The 21,591-nt window shown below is 59.7% G+C and carries 21 protein-coding genes and 1 pseudogene; 9 read left to right on the top strand and 13 right to left on the bottom strand.

All coding sequences use genetic code 11. From position 1 onward, the window contains the following. The first annotated feature begins 14 nt into the window (after positions 1 to 14). On the top strand, positions 15 to 1,394 hold the full coding sequence (locus tag NE851_RS05600; RefSeq protein ID WP_254955500.1) for a transposase: 1,380 nt from the start codon (positions 15 to 17) through the stop codon (positions 1,392 to 1,394). Between the two features lie 82 nt (positions 1,395 to 1,476). Continuing rightward, positions 1,477 to 2,034: a GNAT family N-acetyltransferase gene (locus tag NE851_RS05595; protein WP_254955499.1), complete on the top strand. Its 558-nt coding sequence runs from the start codon at positions 1,477 to 1,479 to the stop codon at positions 2,032 to 2,034. A gap of 6 nt (positions 2,035 to 2,040) precedes the next feature. Here NE851_RS05595 and NE851_RS05590 read toward each other — a convergent pair. After that, positions 2,041 to 2,163: pseudogene (locus tag NE851_RS05590) on the bottom strand (TetR/AcrR family transcriptional regulator); the annotation flags it as partial. A gap of 256 nt (positions 2,164 to 2,419) precedes the next feature. Between NE851_RS05590 and NE851_RS05585 the strand changes: the two are divergent. The 3 genes from NE851_RS05585 to NE851_RS05575 all read left to right on the top strand — a co-directional run bounded on the left by NE851_RS05585 (position 2,420) and on the right by NE851_RS05575 (position 6,286). Further along, complete coding sequence (locus tag NE851_RS05585; protein WP_029733133.1) at positions 2,420 to 3,505, top strand: polysaccharide pyruvyl transferase family protein; 1,086 nt, start codon at positions 2,420 to 2,422, stop codon at positions 3,503 to 3,505. A gap of 19 nt (positions 3,506 to 3,524) precedes the next feature. Continuing rightward, positions 3,525 to 5,039, top strand: a complete 1,515-nt coding sequence (locus NE851_RS05580; protein ID WP_028758729.1) for a lipopolysaccharide biosynthesis protein — start codon at positions 3,525 to 3,527, stop codon at positions 5,037 to 5,039. A 155-nt stretch (positions 5,040 to 5,194) separates the two neighbouring features. Continuing rightward, positions 5,195 to 6,286 (top strand): acyltransferase family protein, encoded by a 1,092-nt coding sequence (locus tag NE851_RS05575; RefSeq protein ID WP_029868310.1) that lies wholly within the window; start codon positions 5,195 to 5,197, stop codon positions 6,284 to 6,286. A gap of 55 nt (positions 6,287 to 6,341) precedes the next feature. Here the strand turns inward: NE851_RS05575 and NE851_RS05570 are convergent, their stop codons facing one another. After that, positions 6,342 to 6,935, bottom strand: coding sequence for a TetR/AcrR family transcriptional regulator (locus tag NE851_RS05570; RefSeq protein WP_029868311.1), 594 nt, complete (start codon positions 6,933 to 6,935; stop codon positions 6,342 to 6,344). Positions 6,936 to 7,086: 151 nt separating this feature from the next. Here NE851_RS05570 and NE851_RS05565 point away from each other — a divergent pair, with 151 nt between their 5' ends. Further along, complete coding sequence (locus NE851_RS05565; RefSeq protein ID WP_029868312.1) at positions 7,087 to 7,485, top strand: RidA family protein; 399 nt, start codon at positions 7,087 to 7,089, stop codon at positions 7,483 to 7,485. Positions 7,486 to 7,533: 48 nt separating this feature from the next. Here the strand turns inward: NE851_RS05565 and NE851_RS05560 are convergent, their stop codons facing one another. Genes NE851_RS05560 through NE851_RS05510 form a run of 11 tightly spaced genes read right to left on the bottom strand, consistent with a single transcriptional unit; the run spans position 7,534 to position 17,845 of the window. Continuing rightward, positions 7,534 to 8,409 (bottom strand): FHA domain-containing protein, encoded by an 876-nt coding sequence (locus NE851_RS05560; protein ID WP_029868313.1) that lies wholly within the window; start codon positions 8,407 to 8,409, stop codon positions 7,534 to 7,536. 2 nt (positions 8,410 to 8,411) lie between these two features. Beyond that, the gene (locus NE851_RS05555; protein WP_063475695.1) at positions 8,412 to 9,317 is read right to left on the bottom strand and encodes a type II secretion system F family protein; all 906 of its coding nucleotides are present in this window, start codon (positions 9,315 to 9,317) and stop codon (positions 8,412 to 8,414) included. After that, the gene (locus NE851_RS05550; RefSeq protein ID WP_029868316.1) at positions 9,314 to 10,177 is read right to left on the bottom strand and encodes a type II secretion system F family protein; all 864 of its coding nucleotides are present in this window, start codon (positions 10,175 to 10,177) and stop codon (positions 9,314 to 9,316) included. The genes NE851_RS05555 and NE851_RS05550 overlap by 4 nt, the downstream gene beginning before the upstream one ends. A 10-nt stretch (positions 10,178 to 10,187) precedes the next feature. After that, positions 10,188 to 12,086, bottom strand: coding sequence for a TadA family conjugal transfer-associated ATPase (locus NE851_RS05545; RefSeq protein ID WP_029868317.1), 1,899 nt, complete (start codon positions 12,084 to 12,086; stop codon positions 10,188 to 10,190). Between the two features lie 20 nt (positions 12,087 to 12,106). Beyond that, complete coding sequence (cpaB, locus tag NE851_RS05540) at positions 12,107 to 13,045, bottom strand: Flp pilus assembly protein CpaB (protein ID WP_029868318.1); 939 nt, start codon at positions 13,043 to 13,045, stop codon at positions 12,107 to 12,109. Next, entirely contained in the window at positions 13,042 to 13,968 is a 927-nt protein-coding gene (locus tag NE851_RS05535) for a hypothetical protein (protein WP_097622406.1), read from the bottom strand. Before NE851_RS05535 ends, cpaB begins: the two co-directional genes overlap by 4 nt. A 1-nt stretch (position 13,969) precedes the next feature. Then, positions 13,970 to 14,650, bottom strand: a complete 681-nt coding sequence (locus tag NE851_RS05530) for a TadE/TadG family type IV pilus assembly protein (RefSeq protein WP_063475691.1) — start codon at positions 14,648 to 14,650, stop codon at positions 13,970 to 13,972. Then, positions 14,622 to 16,265 carry a TadE/TadG family type IV pilus assembly protein gene (locus NE851_RS05525; RefSeq protein WP_097622405.1) on the bottom strand — a complete coding sequence of 548 codons (1,644 nt, stop codon included), beginning with the start codon at positions 16,263 to 16,265 and terminating at the stop codon, positions 14,622 to 14,624. The genes NE851_RS05530 and NE851_RS05525 overlap by 29 nt, the downstream gene beginning before the upstream one ends. After that, on the bottom strand, positions 16,262 to 17,059 hold the full coding sequence (locus tag NE851_RS05520; protein WP_063475689.1) for a TadE/TadG family type IV pilus assembly protein: 798 nt from the start codon (positions 17,057 to 17,059) through the stop codon (positions 16,262 to 16,264). The genes NE851_RS05525 and NE851_RS05520 overlap by 4 nt, the downstream gene beginning before the upstream one ends. Positions 17,060 to 17,064: 5 nt before the next feature. After that, positions 17,065 to 17,628, bottom strand: a complete 564-nt coding sequence (locus NE851_RS05515) for an A24 family peptidase (protein ID WP_047611856.1) — start codon at positions 17,626 to 17,628, stop codon at positions 17,065 to 17,067. Positions 17,629 to 17,641: 13 nt separating this feature from the next. Next, on the bottom strand, positions 17,642 to 17,845 hold the full coding sequence (locus NE851_RS05510) for a hypothetical protein (protein WP_047611854.1): 204 nt from the start codon (positions 17,843 to 17,845) through the stop codon (positions 17,642 to 17,644). Positions 17,846 to 18,314: 469 nt separating this feature from the next. Here NE851_RS05510 and NE851_RS05505 point away from each other — a divergent pair, with 469 nt between their 5' ends. From NE851_RS05505 to NE851_RS05495, 3 genes are all read left to right on the top strand, one after another. Beyond that, complete coding sequence (locus tag NE851_RS05505) at positions 18,315 to 19,634, top strand: TadA family conjugal transfer-associated ATPase (protein WP_244604739.1); 1,320 nt, start codon at positions 18,315 to 18,317, stop codon at positions 19,632 to 19,634. 207 nt (positions 19,635 to 19,841) lie between these two features. Beyond that, a complete protein-coding gene (locus NE851_RS05500) occupies positions 19,842 to 20,966 on the top strand; it encodes a glycosyltransferase family 2 protein (RefSeq protein WP_097622404.1) in 1,125 nt (374 codons plus the stop codon). 23 nt (positions 20,967 to 20,989) lie between these two features. Beyond that, a complete protein-coding gene (locus NE851_RS05495) occupies positions 20,990 to 21,568 on the top strand; it encodes a D-sedoheptulose-7-phosphate isomerase (RefSeq protein ID WP_206114689.1) in 579 nt (192 codons plus the stop codon). The last annotated feature ends 23 nt before the right edge of the window (positions 21,569 to 21,591 follow it).

Genomic DNA, 21,591 nt, shown 5'->3' with positions numbered 1-21,591 from the left:
AGGGGATTAGGCGAATGATGGGATGTCAGGCGGCTCCGGCACAGCTCTTCTACGACTTCTGCCTCGATGATCACGTCCCTGCGGACCATCTGCTGCGCGGGATTAACCGCCATCTCGACCTCGACAGCGTCCGGGTACAGTTGAAGCCGTTCTACAGCAGCACAGGTCGTCCTTCGATTGACCCTGAGCTGATGATGCGGATGCTGATCATCGGCTATTGCATGGGTATCCGCTCGGAACGGCGGCTTTGCGAAGAGGTTCACCTCAATCTTGCCTATCGCTGGTTTTGTCGCCTCGGACTGGACGGCAAGGTGCCGGATCATTCCAGCTTCTCGAAGAACCGTCATGGCCGGTTCCGGCAGAGCGACATCCTGCGGCATATGTTCGAGACGGTGGTGGAGCGTTGTCTGGCACAGGGTCTTGTCGGTGCTGAAGGCTTTGCGGTCGATGCCAGCTTGATCGCGGCGGACGCCAACAAGCAGCGCTCGGTGCCCGGCTCAGAATGGGAGGTCAAAGACGACGCCAGCCGCTCGGTCCAGGAATATCTGGCGGTTCTCGATGACGCCGCTTTCGGTGCTGCCTCTCCCGTAACGCCGAAGTTCATCTCCCCATCCGATCCGGCAGCGCAATGGACCGGTGCCCACAAAGGCCATGCCTTCTTCGCCTATGCCACCAATTATTTGATCGATACCGACCATGGCGTCATCCTTGATGTGGAGGCGACGCGTGCGATCCGCCAGGCGGAGGTGGGAGCATCCCGTACGATGCTCGACAGGACCGAGAACCGCTTCGGCTTGAAGCCGGACTATCTCGCTGCCGACAGTGCCTATGGTTCTGCCGACAATCTGGCCTGGCTGGTCAAGGAAAAGAAGATCGCGCCGCACATTCCTGTCTTCGACAAATCGAACCGGACAGACGGCACCTTCTCGCGTTCCGACTTCACCTGGGAGGCGGAGAATGATCGCTACATCTGCCCTGCGGGCAAGGAACTGAAGCAATTCCATCGAACCTATGCAACGCCCAGATCGGGGATCACGGCCGAAGGTACGCGGCTCTATAGGGCAAAAAAGAGAGATTGCGACGCTTGTGAACTCAAGCAGAGATGCTGTCCGAACATGCCGATGCGCAAAATACCGCGTGATCTCAACGAAGATGCCCGCGATGTCGCCCGAGCGATTGCCGCCACACCGGAATACGAGCAGACCCGGCATCGTCGCAAGAAGGTCGAGATGCTCTTCGCTCACCTCAAACGAATTCTCCGCATGGCGCGTTTGAGGCTGCGAGGTCCATGTGGTGCGCGGGACGAATTCTTGCTTGCAGCAACCGCCCAGAACCTCAGAAGATTGGCGAAACTCAGACCACCAAGGCCGCTGTGCGGCGTCATCGCCGCATAAGAGCGGCACAAACCAATACCCCCGCGCACGAGCGCAGGGCATCTACCGACAACGCCCTGCGCCAAAAGGCCGAAACCGGCAGATGAGCCGCTACCCCTTCGAGTTTTTCAACGATATCGGCCGAGAGCAGTCAGCGGATCGCGTCCGCTTTGTACTGAGAGCGGTCATTGAACCGATGGCCGCTAAGAGGCATTGTGCAAGCCTTCGCAACATATCGAGAGATCATTGCATGCTCCGAAAAGCGGTTCCGAGTGACCTCTTGGCGCTGAAAGCTGTCCGTTCCTCAGTCGTCGAAAACATATTGAGCGACCCCACAAAGGTTACCGATGATGATTACGATTTGTATGTAGCCAATCCGGGAGTGGCCGTTTGGGAAGAGAACGGCGAGGTCGTCGGCTTTTCTGCGGCCGACCCACGCAACGGAAACATTTGGGCGCTTTTTGTGGTTCCCGGATTTGAAAGAAACGGGATCGGCTCGATCCTGCTGGCCGAAGCCTGTGCCTGTCTCAAGTCTGCAGGCATCGGACGCGCTTGGCTCACCACCGATCGAAACACCCGAGCCGAGAGATTTTATCGCGCGGCTGGTTGGGAACACGTCGGCGAAAAGGACAATGAGCTTCTTTTCGAACGATCACTGTGAATTAGATCACAAACGCTCCAAAAGCAGGCCTCCCGCCAAGGCATGAAAGGCCTCGACCGCCTTCGGCTGCGCGCTCTGCGGGTTTTCGCTCGCGGCGACCTAGAGGGCAGCGTTGAGAGCCGCGCCGCTCTCCCTGATCTCCATCTTCGACGGTCCCGTCTGATCAACACTTCGTCATCCACGACCATTCCTCAGGAGCCGCTCGCCCGCGTCACGGGCATTTGCCAAGCCCAGGCGCGACGCTCGAACCTCGTGATCGCTGGTGGCCAAGAAGTGAGACAATTTGCCCACTTAACTATGACCTAAAAGTAATTCATCCTCCAATTGACTCTTCAGAATCGCGGTTGTAATTGCTGTTTGAGTTTTGAAAATACAAGTTGAGTATATGCATCACCTCGGCGAAGTTGTAATACGAAGACAAAAAGAAAAGTTGATTGAAATAGTAAGGAAATTTGTAAGCCGGGGACAGCCTTACGTTTTAATAAACTTTCCATCAAATAAAGATCCTGGCCATCACGCGAGTTGGCTTGGATTGGCGATAGTATTGCGCGAAGTAACGGGGCGCCTCCCGGTGCTGACGGGCAGCACAACGCAAAGTATAGATGAGATAAAAACAACACCAGGCGACGCTCCAATATTCATTTGCGGTGGAGCCGACCTTGGCGACGCGCAGGCGGGCAGGGATGATGTTCGCTACCGTTTGATGTGGAAATATCCGGATCGAACGATCATCCAGATGCCGCAAACGATCCATTTCGCAAACGAGTCCCTCAAGGAATATGCGAAACGTACGATCGGAAGGCATCGCAATTTTTTTTGCATGACGCGCGATCGTCAGAGTTTCGAGCTGGCGAAAGCCAACTTCGATTGTGATGTCGAGGCCGGCCCGGACACGGCATTCGGCGTGGGAGCGCTGAAACCGTTCGAAGCCGATCCTCTCCGGGTATTATATGTCATGCAGCCTCTCGGAGAGGACGAGGTCGATATAGCGAAAGCGCGAGCGATCGTTGACGGACCTCTTACCAATTGGATCAACGGTCCGAACAGTTTGTCGCGCATGCGCAAGTCGAGCGTCGTCAAGTCGGCGTTGCGGCATGGCTTTAGCCGCACAGAGATGATCGCCCAGCATCGTCAGGATGTCGCGGCTCGATATGTCGATTACGGCGTGAAGATCCTCTCCGGCGCACAACGGATCATCACCAACCATCTGCACGGTCATATTCTCTGTCTTTTGCTGAATAAGCCGCATATCGCGGTTGCGAGGGACGGCAGCAATCTGCACGACGTCATCGGTAGCCAGACTGGCGATAGCCCTCTGGTGGAGAAGGCGACAAATGCCGGTGAGCTTTTGGCAGCAATGTCTCGCCTGCCGTATGAGCTGGGAGGAACTTGGTACAAGTCGAGTAAACCCATGCATCCAAGTCCCGCTGTTCCGGCCCCAGATCTAATACCTCAACCCTCCATAGTCTGATTCCCGGTAGGAGTTCACTTTGTCGGTTTTACGAGACGACGATATTCTGTTCAGCCATGTCAGTGAGAACCGATCCGCCGCAGCCGTTACGGGTGCTTTCTGGTCGGCGCTGAGCACGCTTATTCCGACAGTCCTGACCTTCGCAGTCTTTGTGGTGACGTCTCGCGTTCTCCAGCCTCAGGATTTCGGCCTTGTTGCGCTGGCCTTCAGCATCGTGTCGTTTGCCGGCAGCTTTGGACCGACGGCATTTGGCGAAGCGATCATCCAAAAAGCCGAAATCAGGCGCAGCCATCTGGATACGATATTCCTGCTTTCGCTCGCTTTTTCATTTTTGATCTATGGTGCTTTGTGCATCGCCGCTTCGCCAATCGCGGCCTATGTGGGGCATGAGCAAATCACACCCCTGATTTACATCATGGGATTGAAGGTTTTCTTCGACTTCACGGCCGTCGTTCCGAATGCAATTGTCAATCGGAAGATGTCGTTTCATCTGGTAGCCGTCCGCACTGTGATTGCGACGATCACTTCTGCCTGCATTTGCCTTGTTTTGGTTCTCGCGGGTTTCGGCTTGTGGGGGCTTGCGATTGCGCAGATCGCGGCCACAGCGGCATCATGCGGCGCCGCTTTCTGGGGCGCCGGGTGGCGGCCCGGGCTTCACCTGAAAAGAGCAAGCCTCAACGAGCTCCTTCACTATGGGTTTTTTGCATCCGGCACTCGGTTTTTACAGACAATGAGCTTGGACAACCTGCTCATCGGGGTGCTCTTGAGCCCATCAGCGCTCGGGATCTATAATTTTTCCAAGCGTTTGTTCGATATGATCAACAACGTCATCGCCGGGGGCTTAACATCCGTCACGCACGTCTTGCTTTCTTCATTGCGGGCCGATCCGAAGAAAGTGCGAGAAGCATTTCTCATGGCGACGTTTGGCTGCGCTCTGGTTTCCTACCCCGTCTTCATAGGCCTTGCTGCCGTCGCCGATGATGCGATCACGACAATTTTCGGTGCACATTGGATCGCGGCCGTTTGGCCGGTTCGGTTCTACTGCGTCATAGGATTGATGGCCGGGATCGGCTACGTGCAGGCATCCTTGATCAAGAGCCAAGGAGAGATGGATTGGTGGTTTTACTACCAGCTGGCACGAAACCTCCTCACACTCCTGACGATCGCAATTCTCTATCCCTACGGCGTCACGACAATCGTTTTCGCCATCATGATCGAAGTTCTGTTGTTTTGGCCGATCACCAGCTGGAAGGTTTCGCAGCATATAGAGCTGAGTATCCCGGCATATCTGGCGCAATTCCTGCGGCCTACCATGGCCTCTGCAGGAATGGTTGCAGTCATTTTCCTCCTCCATGAATTGCTCATTCATTGGTCCCCGTATCCACGCTTGGCCGTGGAAATCCTGGCAGGCGGCATGGCTTACTGCGGTCTGATATTCGTTCTGTGCAGAGCTCGTTTAAATGTCTTGATCGGCAGTATAAAGCAGGCACGGCAGCGCAAGAGTAACAGGGGTGCGGTTGCCAACCCTGCATGATTTCCAGGCCATACCCGCATAGACCTGTGTCGCGATTTGAGGGATCTGGTGCTCAAGCCGTCATCTGAAATTATCAGAACGTCGCTTTGGTGACGTTCTCATCCACCGCATCCGAACGCCCCTCAGACGCAATGCGCAATAGGATAATCCATAAGATGACTAGCCTCGACCGCGGTTATTCGCCATCGGCGATGGACGACGTAGGAGTCTCGATTGCCGAGCGCAGCCGTTACTACACGCTCGATGCCATGCGCGGATTTGCCGCTATCTGTGTTGTCGCTACACATTTCCGGGAGAGCTATGCGCCTTCGGCCTATCTGGCAGTCGATTTTTTCTTCGTTCTCAGCGGATTTATTATCGCGGATATTTATGGAAAACGGCTCTCGCGCGGTCTGCTGTTCCAGTCGTTTATGGCGGCCCGCATCAAGCGCCTTTATCCGCTCTATTTCATCGGAATTGTGGTCGGCCTCGTCCAGATCATTCTGCTAACAAACTGGGGGCTGAGAAATCAAAGCGTCCTCGACCTGCTGGTGTCGACGACTGCGAACACGTTCTTTCTGCCGAGCCCGATGTATTTCCTTCAAGCGAATCCGATGCAAGGAATGTTTCCGATCAACGGTCCGGCATGGTCGATGTTCTGGGAGCTGTTGGTGAATATCGTCTTCGCCCTGTGGCTTTTTCGGCTCTCCGTCCGCGCGCTCTGCGGCGTTGCATTGGTCTCGGCTGCGTTTTTGGGTTTTGTCGGTCTTAAATACGGCATGTTGAATATCGGCTGGGAGTGGCCCTCAGCGGTCGGTGGACTGCCAAGGGTGATGTTTTCGTTTACGGCAGGGGTGGTGATAAGCCGCCTCTTCGGCGGCATGCCCGCCTGGAGGAAGGGTTGGGTCGCCATTGTGCCATGCCTTCTTCTGATGATTTGCATTGCGGCGCCGGTTCCTGTCGTGTTGCGGCCTTACTACGACTTGATGTTCGCGATGGCCTTGGCCCCGCTCATCGTGATGCTCGGCCTCTTTCTGGAGATGCCCGCAAAAGCCGAGGCGTTGGCGACGTGGATTGGCTATATTTCCTATCCTGTCTACATCTTGCACCGCGGGGCGATCGGCGTTTTCAAGCCGGTTGCGGCGTCGATGGGATTGAATGGCCCTCTCGCATTCTCAGTGTTTCTCAGCGTGGTCCTGTGTTTCGCTTATCTGACCGCTCGTCTCGTTGACAAAACGATGGCCACACGGACTCGTCGCGCTCGATAAGTTGCGTCCGCTACGCCATGGGCTTTCTGTTTGGCGAGAGAACCTCTCACGACGATCACGAACGCTCCAAAAGCAGACCTGCCGCCAAGGCATGAAAGGCCTCGACCGCCTTCGGCAGCACGCTCTGCGGGTCGTCGCTGGCGGCGATCCAGAGGGCGGCATTGAGAGCCGCGCCGCTCAGCAATCGGGCAGCCGCCTCGGCGTCGAGCGGCTTGAGGATGCCTTGTGCGGTCAGGCGCTCCACCGTGCTCTTGGTCACCTGTAGACAATTGTTCTGGCTGGGCCATTGCGAGGGATCACCCAGCACCGCTGGTCCGTCGAGCAGAACGATGCGCTGGACTTCCGGATTGAGCGCCATCTCGATATAGGCCGCGCCCTCGGCGAGTAGGCCCTGCCAGTCGTCACCCGCCCGAGACCCGATCTGTTGAGCGCGCGCCGCCATCTCCGTGTCGATCTGATCGACGACCGCCGCCAGCAGCCCGCGCTTGTCTCCGAAGTTGTGGTAAAGCGCGCCGCGTGTCAGGCCGGCGTCAGCCGTCAGCTCGTCCATCGACGCTGCGGCGTAGCCCTTTTCGGCGAAAGCCTTTCGCGCCGCCGCGATCAGCTTGGCGCGGTTTTCCTGCATCGTTTCATTGCGTGTTTTCGCCATTCGACCCCTCAATTCACATACGAAGCGTATATTAACTTGACATACGATGCGTATGCCAGTTATTTCACATACGTACCGTATATCAAATCGAGCACGCTTGTGAAGCATTCCCCGCGCTCACCGGTCTTTGCCAACATCAAGAGAGATCAGAATGACCCAACGCGAAGCAATCTTTCCTGCCGAAAGGCACGCTCTTTACGAGGAGCACGGCTATTCCGCCGCCATCCGATCCGGTGATCTGCTGTTTGTATCAGGGCAGGTCGGCAGCCGTTCGGATGGAACAGCCGAACCCGATTTCGAACGTCAGGTGCGGCTGGCCTTTGAAAACCTGAAGGCGACGCTGAGCGCCGCCGGCTGCACGCTGGATGACATCGTTGACGTCACCACCTTCCACACCGACCCGGAGAACCAGTTCGGAACGATCATGGCGGTCAAGCAGGAGATCTTCAGCAAGCCACCCTATCCGAATTGGACGGCGCTCGGGGTGAACTGGCTCGCCGGTTTCGATTTCGAGATCAAGGTCATCGCCCGCATTCCGGCAAGTCCTTGATATCGTCCCCCGGCTTGAACGTCAGCAAACAGCGCTGCGGGACCGCTGTCAGCGGCGGGCGACCGGCTTCGTGGCGGCGCGGCGCTGCAGCGCGAAACGTGCAGCCGAGCAGTTGACGTCGGGCACGAGATCGTAGGTCTGCTGGTAGAGGCTCTGCGCCAGCGTATTGTTGCCGCGGGTTTCCGAGGCAAGGGCTGCGAGCGCCGTGCGCTTGTAGGCCTCGACGATCGGTTCGGCGGCCTTTGCCAGCGCCGCATCGTCGGATGGTTCGGCGCTCAGGGAAAGGGCGGCATAGGTTGCGTCGCCATCCCTGCCGACGCGGCCGCCGACGGCGCCGTTGAAGCTTTGCTCGGAAACCTGGCGCATGCGCCGGGCATTCTTGATGCATGTGGGGATGCGGGCGGCTTCCGCGTTGATGCGTTCCGCCGTCGGGCCGCCGTCCGCGCTGCCGCTGTCGGATAGGATGACGTAGCCGATGATGCCGACGATGGCGAGATAGGCGACCCCCATGCCGGCGAGGAAGGCCGGCTGCTTGAGCAGCGATTTCTTCGGCTTGTCGTCACCGGCCTTGGAGGCCTCCTTCTTCGGCGCCTCCTTGGCGGCGGCTTTGACGACGAACTGGAATTCGACGTCCTTGCCGAGACGGAAGCTGTCGCCAGCTTTCAGCGAGGCCGTCTGCAGCAGCGCTTCGCCGCGCAGCATGATCGGGTTCAGCCCCATGCGGCGAATGATGAAGCCGCCGTCGCTCTGGCGCTCGATGCGCGCATGGATCGGCGCCAGGAACGGATCGTCGACGACGATATCGGCGTTGGAAGCTCGACCGATCGACATTTCCGGCCGGTCGAGCACATGGCTGCGGCTCTGGCCGCCGGGCCCGGTCTGCAGCAGGCTTGGTTTGTTTCCGCGAAAGAAGGAAAAGGCCATGATCAGAACATCCCACTCGACATCATCTCGACGATTGCCGGCGCCAGCACCAGAAGAAGGATCGACACGACGATCATCATCGCCGGCATGACGATCTTGGCCTTCAGCTTTTCACTGGCCCTGTCGGCCTTTTCCCAGCGGCGGAAGCGCAGGTCGCGCGCATGTTCGCGCAGCAGCTCGACGCGGTTGCTGCCCTCAACTTCGCCCTGAATCACCGCACGGATGACCCGCACGACCTCCTCGGCGGTCATGCGGCGCTCCAGCCGCTGCAGCGCCTCGACCATGCCGGTGCCGAGCGCGACGTCCTTCAGCGTCTGTTCGATCTCCTCGCTCATGACGGTGCCGGGTGCGGCCTCGGCATAAAGCCTCAGGCTCTCCGGCAGCGTCGCCTGCGCCTGCTGCGTCATGACGACGAGATCGAGAAAATAGGGAAATTCGCGTGAGATGCGCTCCTTGCGGTCCTGCATCTTGTCGTCGGCGACGACCCAGAAATAGATGGCGGGGATCAGGCCGAGGATCAGCCCGGCCACCAGCCCGCCGATCACGCTGCCGCTGGCAATGCCGAACAGCACGCCGAGCAGGACGAAGCCGAAGAGGCTGAGAACCACGAGAAGGGCGATATATTCCCGCCCCGTCACGCCGCCGAAGGGCCGGCCGCCATAGATCAGCTTCTGCTCGAGCTGGGCGCCGTAATCGGCCAGCAGCGGCTCGAAATGGGTCAGCACGAATTCGACTGGCGTGCGCATGCCGATGCTGTCGACGATATTCGGCGGCGGACCATCGCCGCCCGCGGACCGGCGCACCACCTGGATGCTGCCGAGCAGATCGCCAATCCACCAAACGAAGAGGGCGGCGGTGATGCCGGCAAAGACGACGGCGATCGGGGCGAGGGGTATGTGAGACATCATACCGACACCTTCATCATCGAGCGCATCCAGAAGAAGCCGGTGGCATAGAGAATGGCGCCGACGATCGCGATGACGATGCCGATGGCGTTGCCGAACACCTTGTCGATCAGCTCGGGCTGGCCGAAAAAGATCATCAGGATCATGAACAGCGCGCCGCCATTGACGACGCGGAAGTTCATGCGCGCCTGCGACGACGAGGTGGTGATCTTCTGGTCGAGCTTCCAGATCTCCTTGAAGGATTTCGACATTTCCGTCAGCGGCTCGGAAATGTCGCCGCCCTGGCGGGCAAAGAGGCCGAGGGCCGCATCGACCATCTTGAAGTGCAGGCTCGGCACGTTGCGGCCGTGGCGGTCGAGCGCCTCGACGAGGCCGATGCCGAGCTTCTGTTCGCGGGCGATGCGCTCGAACTCGCGTGAGGCCGGCATCTGGCCGGTATCGGCCACCGCATTGACGGCGATGGCAAGCGGCTTGCCGGTGCGCACTGCCGAGACGATCTGGTCGACGGCATAGGGAAGCTGCGATTCGATCTGCAGCCAGCGGCGCTGCAGGAAATAGCGGATGATCGCCTTGGGCAAGAAGAAGGCGACCGGGATGGCGATGACGATGCCGGCGATCGGCCCGAAGATCAGCGAGACCACCACGAAGACGAGGATCGCCGTGATGCCGTAGGCGAGGATCATCGTATAGGGCGGAACGGCATCGCGCCCGAAGACCTGGGCCGCCTCGCTGGCGAGCGCGATGTCGCGTTCGGTGGCGCGCAACAGCGGCGCCGGCCAGCGCACCGGCGCGCCCCAGACGAGCAGTCCCGCCGTCACTGCGCCGAGGGCGACCGTAAAGATCTGCAGAATGCTGATATTCATGGTTTCCCCCTCAAACGAACATGTCCAATTTTTCGATTTCGCCGTCGTCGTTGAACTCGACGAGCTCGGCGACGAAGCTCGGCAGGTAACCGGTGAAGGCATGCACGGCCTGGCCGCCGGCGCGGCCGACGAGATGGAAGATCGGCTCGACGATGACAAGACCGGTATCCGGATCGATGCCGATCACCTCGGATATCTCGGTGACGGCGCGCCGGCCGCTCTCCAGACGGTTGAGCTGCACGACGAGTTCGACGGCGGCGACGATCTGCTGGCGGATCGCCATGACCGGCAGCGAGCTCTGGCCCTGCAGCACCATCACCTCCAGCCGGGTCATCATGTCCTGCGGCGTATTGGCATGCGCCGTCGTCATCGAGCCAGCATGGCCGGTGTTCATCGCCTGCAGCATGTCGATTGCCTCGGCACCGCGGCACTCGCCGACGATGATGCGGTCGGGCCGCATGCGCAGCGCGTTGCGCACCAGGTCGCGGATGGTGACGCTGGTCTCGGATTCCGCCGTCTTCGGCCGCGATTGCAGGTAAACGACATGGATGCCGTCGAGCTGCAGTTCCGACGTGTCCTCGACCGCCACGACGCGCTCGCCGACCGGGATGAACTGCGACAGGCTGTTCAACAGCGTCGTCTTGCCGGAGCCGGTGCCGCCCGAGACGACGATGTTCTTGCGGGCGCGGACGGCCGCCTCGAGGAAGGCGCGCATCGGCTCGCTGAGCGCACCTGCCGTGACCAGCTTGCTAATGTCGAGCCGCGACTTGCCGCCGAATTTGCGGATGGTCAGGCAGGCGCCCTTGACCGCAAGCGGCGGAATGACGGCGTTGACGCGCGAACCGTCCGGCATGCGGAAGTCGGCCATCGCCTCGCTCTCGTTGATCGAGCGGTTGGAATCGACGGCGATGCGCTCGATCACCTTCATCAGCTGCCGCTCATTGGCAAAGGCGAAGGGGTAGCGCTCCAGCAGGCCGAATTTTTCGACATAGATCTCGTCGTAGCGCGTCACCATGATTTCCGAGATGACGTCGAGATCCATCAGCTCCGAGATCGTCCCCCAGCGATACATCAGCTCCTCGATATTGGAGCGCAGGTGCATATGGGCGATCTCGTAGCGGTCGCCGGCATTGAAAAGCGCCTGCCGGGCCTGGAAGGCGGCGCTGAAACGGGTATCGAGCTGGGCGAAGTCCGCGCGGGTGGATTCGAAGTTCAGCTTCAGCTGCAGCGCCGAGATCAGCGCCTTGCCGACGTCGAACAGGCGGCGGTTGTCCTGTTCCTCGCGCGCCAGGCTTGCGGCATTCGACGAGGCGTCGCGCCGGCCGGTCCGGGCGATGCGTTTTGCCAGCCATCGATAGACGGCGTTCTTGATGACCAGGATGACAAGATCCTGCGGCGCGCTGTCGAGCGCCTCCTTGATGAACATGTCGAGACGCTCGCGGATGCGGCCGCGCGTCTCCTCGCGGCCGAAATCGGAAGATTTCACCAGCCGGTCATACTGCGTGTCTTTTAGCAGTCGCTCATGTATCTCCATCTGCAGCGCCAGCACCCGTTCCTGGTCCGGAAACTGCGTGACCGCCTCAGGCGCTGCCACCGGCTCGACGAGTTCGATCGTGACGTTCGGCACCCAGATCGACATGCCGGCCGAGACCGCGACCGGCGTGCCGGCCCGAAGCGGCTGGTCGTCGACGCGCGTCGGGTTGCGCCCATGATGCTGCACCGACCAGCCCTGGCCCGATTTCCGCAGCACGAATTGCGGCGAGGAGACATGACTGCCGCGCAACCGCACGACGCCCGCACCGGCCGGCAGCGTCAGCGTGCTGCTTTCGCCGACAAAATAGGTCTCATTCGCCGAGAGCGGGATCACCTCCCGACCGCTGCCGTCCTCATAGGAAATTTTCAACAGCATGGCTCATTCCCCCGCGACGGTCACATGCGCGTCCAGTTGATGCTCGGCAGGTCCTCGACGGTATTGTCGGTCGGATTGCGCAGCACGAGATTGAGGCTGCCGTTCGACTGGCCCATGGCGAAGATCAGCATCTCGGCTTCCGACGGCGTCACTTCGACGGTCACATTGTTGTAAGTGCTGTTGGCCTTGGTCACCGCACCCTCCGGGGTCGTCGCCGCACCGACGGCCAGAACCTTGACGTTCTGCAGGAAGGTGCGGGTGACGACGCGGGTGCGTGAGCTGATGCCGAGTTTATAATCCTGCGCCTGCTTCCGGTAGGCGTTGACATCGTTCTCGTCGGCGCCCGGATACTGGGTGAGGTAGTTCTTCAGCATCTGCTCGACCGGCGACGGCGGCTGGGCCGGAGCCGGCGGTTGCTCAGTCGCGGCAGGCTGCTGGCCCGGAACGGCAGGCACCTGGCCAGGTGTTCCGGGCTGAGTAGCGGCGGCAGGCGCCACCGGCTCGACCGGTTCGTCGACTGTACCGAGGATATCGACATAGCTGCCCGGCTCGACGAAATGGCCGACGGCCGCGGCAGCGTTGACGGGAAGGGTCAGCGCCCGCTTGCCGGGCGCGATCATCGTTGTCAGGCGTCCGCCATCGGTATCGTCGAAATACTGGAAGAGCAGCACGGAGCCGGCCGGAATGTCGCTCGCAGCCGTCCTGTCCTTCAGCCATTCCTGGTAGGCGCTGGCGGCGGGAACCGCGAGTTTGGCAAGCGCGCCGAAACTTTCCGGCAGCATCACCGGTTCGGCGAGCATATCGGGCGTGATCGCCTGGCCTCGCGTCACCTTCCGGTCTGGCTGGAGCCGCATGAAGGCATAGGCCACCTGCTCGTTCTTGACGCTCTCGGTCCAGAAGTAAAGCAGAACGCCGGTGATGAGCCCGACGATGACGGCCGCAATGAGCTTCCAGTTCATGGTGTTATTCCTTCGACGAAGGGTTGCCGGATTTGAATGACCTCGACGGTCCTGCCGTCGGTTTTGCTGCGCGTGTACAAGACATTGGCCTCGACGCTGCCGCGCCGGCCGTAAAGGGCGGTGACCCCGCCGCGCTCAGCCAGCGGCGTCTCGATGGTGAAGCCGTCGCGGGCAAGAAGATCGGCGCGCTGATCCGACCAGCGCGAGGCCGAAATGGTGCCTTTCGACACGACCGTGCGCGAGGTGTGGCCCTTGTCGCGATCGCCGATATCGCTCAGCACCTCGACGCCGGCCGGCGGACGCAGCGACATCGGCAGCTTGCTGACATCGGCAGGCGCCGCAAAGGCCGGCAGCGTCGAGGCGACATCCTCGAAGCGGCTCATCAGCACCTCGGTCATCGGCGCATCGGCGGGACGGCGGATCATGATCGAGACGCCCGGGATCGGCGCTCTTGCCGAAGGATTGGCCGGATCCTGCCGCCTGAGATAATCGAGGGCGGCCTCGCCGTCGCCGTCGAAGAAGCGCACCACCACGGCGAGGTCATCGCGGATGCGGCTTACCTTCGGGACGATCAGCATGTTGGCGGCGATGACGGCGGTCAGCTCTTGCCTGTCATTGCTCTTCGGCAGGGCAGGTCTTGTATTGACGGCCAGCACCCGCAGCCACTCGTCGGTGATATCGGAAATGCTGCGGTCGCTCTGGTAGGGCGTGAATTCCAGCGGCTGGCCGTTGATGGCGAGATCGCGCGGCGAACGTTCCGGCGCGCCGAGAATGCCGGCCAACATCGAATTCAGCGTCACCCTGAAATCCTTGTAGATCTCGGCACGGCCCGGCGTGGCCACCACGGTGGCGAGGCTGATGACCAGCGCCAAACTCGTGAGATGGCCGGCAAAACGGAAGGAGATGCGCGAGCCCTGTCCCATCTCATTTCGCTCCCGGAAAGACGCCGTCGAAGAGATCGCCGGAATCGTCGGCCACATCGCGGATTTCCCGGCGCAGCGTCGGATCGTAGCCGCGGCGCGTGGTATCGTTGTTGTGCGAGGCAAACAGCGTCGAGTCATCCACCGTGAACGCATCCTTCCAGCGGATGCTCCTGATCGTATCGAGATCGTCGGAATCCCTGAACTTGTAGACCCGGTCGGCGGTCGCGGTGACCAGCTGCGGCTTTTCATTGGCGAGGTCGCCGACCATATCGCCGAAGTCGCGACCGTCGCTCTTCAGGGTATTTTGCACGTCGTCCCAGACAAAGGTGCGTTGCGGTTCGCCGTCGCCTTCATGCGACGGGGTGCGCGAGCAGTTCATGGCGTCGCGGCCGGGCAGGGCCGGCAAGGCCGGGATCGGGAAGACGTTCGAGAAGTCGGAGGTGCAGGTGAGCCCATTCGCCTCGGCGAAGGCGGAGTTGCGCATGGCGAGCATGGTCCCGACCTTCTTGGTGGAAATCCTGTTCGCGTGGATCACGAAAATCACGATCAGCAGGATGACCGGCGCGGCGAGCACGAATTCAATCGAGGCAAGCCCGCGACTGTCGCGGTGCAGCCGCATCAGCAGCCCGCGGCCCGGAGGACCGCCCATTGGCTCAGTGTGTGTTGACGGCAGCCCAGGCATTGGCTCCTCCCTGATCGAAGACGCGCGTCAGGCCGGTGAAACTGTCGGCGGCCGGGCTCTGCTTGATGGTGTTCGAGACCTCGCCCATATCGTCGGCAAGCGTGGCGGGAGCCAGCGATGCGAGCCAGTCCTGGGTATAGAGGTCGAAGGCCGTGTAATTGTGGACCCAGCTCTGCGCCAAGGCATAGGCGGATGGCGTCTTGTCCTTGAAGATGCGGACCTGCAGCCGGGCGCGCGGTGCGCGCGAAACGACCGCCAGCGTCTGGTAGTCGGTGAGCTGGTCGCCCCCGAAGGGCGTGAAGTTGAAGGGTATGCGTCCCTTCAGCCAATAGGGCTTCGGGAAGGAGACGACGGGCAGACTAGCGCCCGCCACGGAGATCGCACCGCCCGCCGGGCCGCAGACCTGGTTCCAGATCATGTCGAACTTGCGGGTGAAGTCGTTCTCGTCCTTTGTCTGCGCATCCGAATAACGCGGCGGCACGTCGATCGGCAGCTGGAAGGGGTTGGTGATGCCGAAGCCGACGCCGAAGACCTTGTCTGCCAGCCAGAAACTGACATCGAGCGCCAATTCTTCCCAAAAGCCGAGGTCGCCGGCATATTGCTCGACAATCGCCTTGAACGGAACCTTGCTCAGGTAAGCCGGGCCGAAGGCTTCATAAAAGATGTAGAATTCCACCAGTTGATCGTCGATGCCGCTCTCGTGGTTGACCCAGTCGCGAATATGGCTGCCGTCGACCCCGCCTGCCGTCAGCGGACCCTTGCCGTTGGGGAAGCCACGATTGGCGAACTCGCCGCGCATGAGGAGCGGATCCTGTCCCTGAGTCCCATAGGACATGGCAAGGCACATTTCGGTATAGGCCGCGGCGGGATTGACGCCATCACGGTCCACCGGCAGGTTGCCGCCGGCACCTTCTCCGGCCTGGCCGCAGGATTCGCACGGGGGATGGAAGACGACGTGATCCGACTTGTTGAGGCGCACGAGGTGCAGGGCTTCGTTGCCGACGCGCTGCGGAAAGCTTTCGACGAGGTAGTCGTTCAGATCGTTCATCGCATCGATGATGTCACTGGACTTGTTGATAAGACCCCAGGGATCGTATTTGACTTGCGCCGCCACCGTATAGGCAATCGCCTTGGTGGCTTCCGTCGCCCGGAATCCCTGGAACGCCAAGCAAGCGCCGTAGATTATGCCGCCGACGATCGGCACCTTTTGCCAGCCGGGGCAATAGGGCATCGGCGGAAGCGGCGGCAGCAGGGATGCCGGCCCAAAGCCTTCCGTGAAGGAATATTCGGCGAGTTTCGCCAGAATGACACCCGAGCGCAGGGCCAGTTCCGCCGTCGTAAGTTGGAAGGCGACCGAGGTCGCCATGACGACGGTTGCCTGCGACGAGGCGACGTTGTTCATCGCCATGATGTTGAGATAGCGCGCTTCCCAGTCGGCGTGGACGAGGGCGGCGGCGTCGGCCGTATCCTGCGTGCGCTGCTTGTCGTAGATCATCTGTCCGGTGTTCAGGATCCAGACGATCATCAAAGCGAGCGCGATCGTCATGTAGAGAATGATCGGCGAGAGGAAGCCGCGTTCGTCGCGGTGCAGACGTTTGATGAAGGTCGGTGTCATAGCAAGTTCACCTCCGCCGTCGAAATCGTGTAGTAGCGGCCGTCCTTCCTTTGGCCGCGGGCAAAGACCCAGCCGGCATATTCGAGCAGCAGGAAACGCGCTTCCACCTTGGCGGTCACCGGCACGTGCGGCGAGCGATTGATGGCGGCATAAAGCGCCATCGGCGCACGGTCGACAGTCACGGTGACGTTCTGCGGATCGAACATATAACGGGCCTGGTTGCGCATCGCGCGCCAGTTCTTCGAAAGGCCCGAGGCGTCGGCAAGGCTTTTCAGTGCGTCTTCCGGCGGCTGGCAGGCACCGACGCATTTCAACTGGTCGTAGGGAGCGGCCGGAATCAGCGCCAGGCGGGCGGCAAGATCGGCCTTGCCGGCGGCGGCATCGTCGTCACAAGTCTTGGCGTCGATCAAGCTCCGGATGGTGATCGGCAGGGCCGGGCAGAAATATACGCGGGCGCTGCGCGCCGCCGCATAGGCGGCGTAATGGGTGAAGAGGTGGTTTTTAGCCAGGATGGTGAACTGGAAGACCACGAACATGAAGAAGACGAAGACCGGCGTGACGAGCACGAAATCCATCATTGTCGTGCTGCCTGATGTATCGCCGTGCAGCTCGGATATCCGGCGCCGGCGGGCGGAAAGCCGCGGCAGCAGCAGCATCGAGGCAAGCAAGATCATGGCGATCGCGAAGGTGCCGAAGAGCGCGCCGTGATCCTCAGGGATCCAGAAGGTCCGTGAGTGCAGGATCGAACTCCAGAAAGCACCGTCGAAGATGGGGCGTTCGAGTTCCGCGCGCATTGCCGTTACCTCACGAGTGAGAGAGGGGTGAAATCGGGCATGAAAAGGCACCAGAGAAGTCCGAGCGCAGCGGCAACGCCGAAGCGGACGGTATGATGGGTTTCGCGCGGCTTCAGCACCGAAGCGGCATCGCGGAAACCGGCGGGCAGGAGCAGCGCAAACAGTCCGACAGTTCGGGCCAGCACGCTCCACTGAACACGCCGCGCCATCGAGAAAACGGCGATCACGCCGCCGATCATAAGCGATGCGAGGGTCACGTCGATGGCGGGCCACAGGCCGAGAATGGCGCCGAGCGCCGCCATCAGCTTGACATCGCCGCCGCCGCAGCTTCCGGCTGCGAAGGCGATGAAAAAGATCAGGCCGGCTGCGAGGAGCCCGGCAAAGGCCAGGCCGATCCCGGTCAGACCGCCACTGAGCGCTGCCAGCATGAACCCGCCAAGCAGGCAGGGATAGGTGACGGCGTTCGGGATATGACCGTGGCGATGGTCGAGCACCGCCGCGGTCATGGTGCAGGCGACGGCAAGAGCCGCCGCTGCAGGCATCAGGGTCAGATCGTAGGTCATGTCCATGACACTGATCCGCTTATTGACCCGGCTCGGGAATTCTCTCAGCGTCGGAGAGAGCCGTGTTCTTTTCGTTGAACCATTCGCCGATCTGTTTGCCGAATGCGAGCAAAAGCAGCATCAGCGGAATGACGATCAAAGCGACGGCCAGGACGATCTGGGCCATGTCGCCGCGCTCGTCCTTGTGAAGTGCAATTGCGATAGTCTTGAGTTTTCCAAACATCTGCGTATTCCTCGTTCCTAGGTTTGTTTCGGATCGAAGACCTTGGCGAAGATGAAGCAAGCATACGCTATCGATCCGAACCAGCACGTTGCTCGTTCCAATGATATTTTCTGCTTCAGCTTATCTTCCCCAGTGGCCAACGCTTGTTGAGCAACACCATTAAGACCCAAGAGTGCGCCCAAGGCCAGCCCTCCGTCAAGCAAACGAAACGAAGGGTTCCAATTGACTTGGAGACGTCGCCGGCAAAGCCGCAGTTGACGGCGGAGTTTTTCAACTAACCGTTTGAACCGTCTGCAGTTTTACCTGCCGAGACGAAGTTTTTGGCGCTGTTGCGGCACCTCGTCTACTGCTCCATAATTGGTCAATTCTTTCAAAGCGATAGAAGAAGTGGCGCGCTGCACTCATAACGGCCGTCTTCGTCGAGCCCAACCATGGTGTTATTTGAGGATCTGGATTAAGCTTTCCTCAAATGGTGGACATGGTCCGCCAGTCGATCCGGAGAGAAAACGATGGAAACGATGAGCAGCATCTTGATACTTGGATTGGTCCTCATTCCACTGATGATGTTCTTTCCGACCGCCGTTCAGATGATGGCGACACTCTTCGGCATGAGCACGGTTCTGGTCGGGATGCCGCTCTGATGAAAGCCGTTTCCGACGACGCTGCCGAACAGGCAACCTTCCAGGTTCTGACCCGGGCGCTGGACAAGCTGCTCGGGCCGATCCGTTTTCTCCTCGAGGATCCGAGCGTTTCCGAAATCCTGATCAACGGGACATCCGACATCTTCGTCGAAAGGCGAGGCAAGCTCGAACGCGCCGATACGCGTTTCGCCAGTCGCGAGGACCTGGAATCGGCCGCGCGCAGCATCGCGCAATTCTCCGGCAAGCGGCTGACGCCGGAGGAGCCGAGCGTGGAGGCCCGCCTGCCGGATGGTTCACGCGTCCAGATGATCCAGCCGCCGGCGGCCCGCACCGGGCTCTGCATCTCCATCCGCCGCTTTCTGAAAGAACATCGCAGCATCCGCGATCTCGTCACACAGGGCAGCCTGACCGAGGAGTCGCTGTCGCTGCTGCAGGCGGCCGTCGGGCTGCAGAAGAACGTCATCATCTCCGGCGGCACCGGCACCGGCAAGACGACGATGCTGAACGCGCTGTCGGAAGCCTTTGCCGACCACGAACGCATCATCGTCATCGAGGACACGTCGGAACTGCAGATCCGCAAGGAACACGTGGTCTATCTCGAAGTGACGAAGCCCGACCGTTTCGGCCGCGGCGGCGCCAGCATCCGCGACCTGTTCCGCTCGTCGCTGCGCATGCGGCCCGACCGCATCATCGTCGGCGAGTGCCGCGGCGGCGAGGCGCTCGATATGATCCAGGCAATGACCTCGGGCCATAGCGGCAGCCTTTCGACGGTGCATGCGAACACGCCCTACGATGCCCTGCACCGGCTGGAAACGCTGGCGCTGATGTCCGACATCGACATGCCGCTGCGGCCACTGCGCGCCCAGATCGCCTCGGCAGTCGACGTCGTCGTGCAGATCGCCCGCTTCAAGCGCACCGGAAGACGGCGGGTGATCGAGATTTCCGAGATCAAGGGCCTGAACAATGACGGCCAGTATATCGTCGAAAGCATCTACAAGCTTGAGGGCGACGGCCACTCCAATTCCGATGGCGCATTGCTATGGACCGGCGTCGTGCCCAGCTTCGCCACCGATGCGATGGAAGAACTGCAAGGCGCAGAGCGCGCGGAGTGGATGACGGCCGAAGCCACCGCGCGGGCAACGGCTTGAAATCTGTTGGCGGACGCTACTTGGGAACTGTCTGCCCGACTTTCGACGCTTGGTAAAAGGCCCGGAGATCGCGCCGAGCGTCGATAGCATGCACCGGCCGCGCAGATTTTTCTGCGGAAATCGAATCGCCATTAATGCCGGGCCGATACTCTTGTTCGCTATCCCCTACAATTTAAAGGGTTCACAAAACTGTCATAATCCGCAATCATGGGTAGATTGATTGTTTTATTTCAATGTGAGCCGATGTTCCGATATAGCACGCCCCCAATGTTCGACTGTGCAACGGCCTTGGCGGCATCTGTTGTGTCGTACTTTGACCCCGAGTCCAAAGCAATCAGCCCTCCTCGTTGGGAGAAAGAACGGGAACTCCATAAGTCGACAGTCGAATTTGTGCGGCAGGGATTGGAAATCGAGGTAGCCGAAGCGTGGTCTATCTCTCCTTCGGTGCCTTCTTTTTTTAGGGGTGTTTTGTCGAGCATCAAAGATGCCCTTGAACGGCCCGGCATGCCGGTCAACCAGGCAACTATTGTAGCGAGTCGTGTCCTTTCTGAAACGAGGCTGCTTTTTGCCATGCAAAATTTTGACGCAAATTCGGCGTCTCCGAGCAAGCGGCGATCAGATCACCCCGGTAAAGTCAGCGTTATAATTCCTTTTCGAGCAACCGTCCCTCATGACGGCCGGCTGCGAAACCTGCTTTCGTGTTTGAGGGTACTTACCCGACAGAGCGCTGGAGCAGTATCCATCGTCGTTGTCGAAGATGATGAGATTCCCCGCAACAGGGGGGCACTGGAGCACTACGACATCCAATATCATCATCGGCTGAACACCGGCAAATTCAACAAATCAGCAGCGATTAATTTCGGCTCATCAATTTGCAGATCGGATGATGGGATTCTCTGCATTCTCGACGGTGATGCCTACCTAGATGAAACATTTGTCGATCAGTCGATAGGTTGCCTCATTGAGTCGGGCTGCAAGGTACTCTTTCCCTACACGGACATGTACTTCATTCAGCCGGAAGATACGGGCCGAATATACGAAAAGGGATTTCGGTCTGCCTGCCCAATCTTCGGGTACGTTTCGAAGAATGCACCAGGAGGCTGTGTCTGGTTATTTCAAGAAACATTCGACGCCGTTGGCGGATTCGACGCAGGCTTTGTCGGCTGGGGAGGAGAAGACCGTGACTTCTTCAGCCGGGTTGAAGCGATTGAGAAAATCGCCCGCCTTCCCGGCATTTTTGCCCATCTCTATCACGAACGAGCCCCAGAAATAAAAATATCGATGAATTCAGGAAAGCCATGGGAAAATGACTATAGAGCCTCTGCCACCTAAAGTATAAGTGAAGGAAATTTATAGTGCAAAATGCGATATCCGAATATATAACGGATTTTAATAGCGCTTTGGCGTCAGTGCATTTAAATTCGATTGCCTCTTTCGTTGATCTGATCGATGACGCTTGGCAGCGGGATAAGCAAATCATAGTTTGCGGCAATGGCGGCAGTGCTTTGACGGCGCTCCATTACGTTACTGACTGGAACAAATCGCTCCCACTCGCGACAGGGAGGCGGTTTCGTGGTCGGTCCGTTCTTGACAATATTGGTTTGCTGACTGCCCACGCGAACGACCAATCCTATCCAGAAAGTTTTGCCGAGCAGATCCGCAATGTAGTCGATCCCGGCGACGTTGTTCTGCTGATTTCCGGTAGTGGCAACTCCGCCAACGTCGTCCAAGGGGCGAAAGTCGCAAAGTCCCTTGGCGCAACGGTCGCCTCGATCGTCGGGTTTGATGGCGGAGCACTGGTATCGTTGTCCGACCGGATTCTTCACGTTTCGCGTTCCGACATGCAAATATGTGAAGACATTCACATGATGGTCGGACACATGATCCTGCGCACACTGATCAAGCGGCACACTCCCCCTATTGCTGCTGCATGAGCCATCTCAAATCGCCTGACGTA

The organism is Rhizobium anhuiense bv. trifolii (assembly GCF_024346605.1).
Classification (GTDB): Bacteria; Pseudomonadota; Alphaproteobacteria; order Rhizobiales; family Rhizobiaceae; genus Rhizobium; species Rhizobium anhuiense.
This window is presented reverse-complemented; position numbering and strand designations above follow the sequence as displayed.

What these genes read in the sequence shown, in the direction of transcription:
- NE851_RS05520 (WP_063475689.1), bottom strand. Translation starts at nt 17,059, where the DNA reads ATGCGCGCGGAACTCGAACGCCCCATCTTCGACGGTGCTTTCTGGAGT.
- NE851_RS05515 (WP_047611856.1), bottom strand. Translation starts at nt 17,628, where the DNA reads ATGGACATGACCTACGATCTGACCCTGATGCCTGCAGCGGCGGCTCTT.
- NE851_RS05535 (WP_097622406.1), bottom strand. Translation starts at nt 13,968, where the DNA reads ATGGGACAGGGCTCGCGCATCTCCTTCCGTTTTGCCGGCCATCTCACG.
- NE851_RS05550 (WP_029868316.1), bottom strand. Translation starts at nt 10,177, where the DNA reads ATGAATATCAGCATTCTGCAGATCTTTACGGTCGCCCTCGGCGCAGTG.
- NE851_RS05500 (WP_097622404.1), top strand. Translation starts at nt 19,842, where the DNA reads ATGGGTAGATTGATTGTTTTATTTCAATGTGAGCCGATGTTCCGATAT.
- NE851_RS05565 (WP_029868312.1), top strand. Translation starts at nt 7,087, where the DNA reads ATGACCCAACGCGAAGCAATCTTTCCTGCCGAAAGGCACGCTCTTTAC.
- cpaB (WP_029868318.1), bottom strand. Translation starts at nt 13,045, where the DNA reads ATGAACTGGAAGCTCATTGCGGCCGTCATCGTCGGGCTCATCACCGGC.
- NE851_RS05555 (WP_063475695.1), bottom strand. Translation starts at nt 9,317, where the DNA reads ATGATGTCTCACATACCCCTCGCCCCGATCGCCGTCGTCTTTGCCGGC.
- NE851_RS05585 (WP_029733133.1), top strand. Translation starts at nt 2,420, where the DNA reads ATGCATCACCTCGGCGAAGTTGTAATACGAAGACAAAAAGAAAAGTTG.
- NE851_RS05545 (WP_029868317.1), bottom strand. Translation starts at nt 12,086, where the DNA reads ATGCTGTTGAAAATTTCCTATGAGGACGGCAGCGGTCGGGAGGTGATC.
- NE851_RS05575 (WP_029868310.1), top strand. Translation starts at nt 5,195, where the DNA reads ATGACTAGCCTCGACCGCGGTTATTCGCCATCGGCGATGGACGACGTA.
- NE851_RS05530 (WP_063475691.1), bottom strand. Translation starts at nt 14,650, where the DNA reads ATGCCTGGGCTGCCGTCAACACACACTGAGCCAATGGGCGGTCCTCCG.
- NE851_RS05600 (WP_254955500.1), top strand. Translation starts at nt 15, where the DNA reads ATGATGGGATGTCAGGCGGCTCCGGCACAGCTCTTCTACGACTTCTGC.
- NE851_RS05595 (WP_254955499.1), top strand. Translation starts at nt 1,477, where the DNA reads ATGAGCCGCTACCCCTTCGAGTTTTTCAACGATATCGGCCGAGAGCAG.
- NE851_RS05505 (WP_244604739.1), top strand. Translation starts at nt 18,315, where the DNA reads ATGGTGGACATGGTCCGCCAGTCGATCCGGAGAGAAAACGATGGAAAC.
- NE851_RS05560 (WP_029868313.1), bottom strand. Translation starts at nt 8,409, where the DNA reads ATGGCCTTTTCCTTCTTTCGCGGAAACAAACCAAGCCTGCTGCAGACC.
- NE851_RS05525 (WP_097622405.1), bottom strand. Translation starts at nt 16,265, where the DNA reads ATGACACCGACCTTCATCAAACGTCTGCACCGCGACGAACGCGGCTTC.
- NE851_RS05510 (WP_047611854.1), bottom strand. Translation starts at nt 17,845, where the DNA reads ATGTTTGGAAAACTCAAGACTATCGCAATTGCACTTCACAAGGACGAG.
- NE851_RS05570 (WP_029868311.1), bottom strand. Translation starts at nt 6,935, where the DNA reads ATGGCGAAAACACGCAATGAAACGATGCAGGAAAACCGCGCCAAGCTG.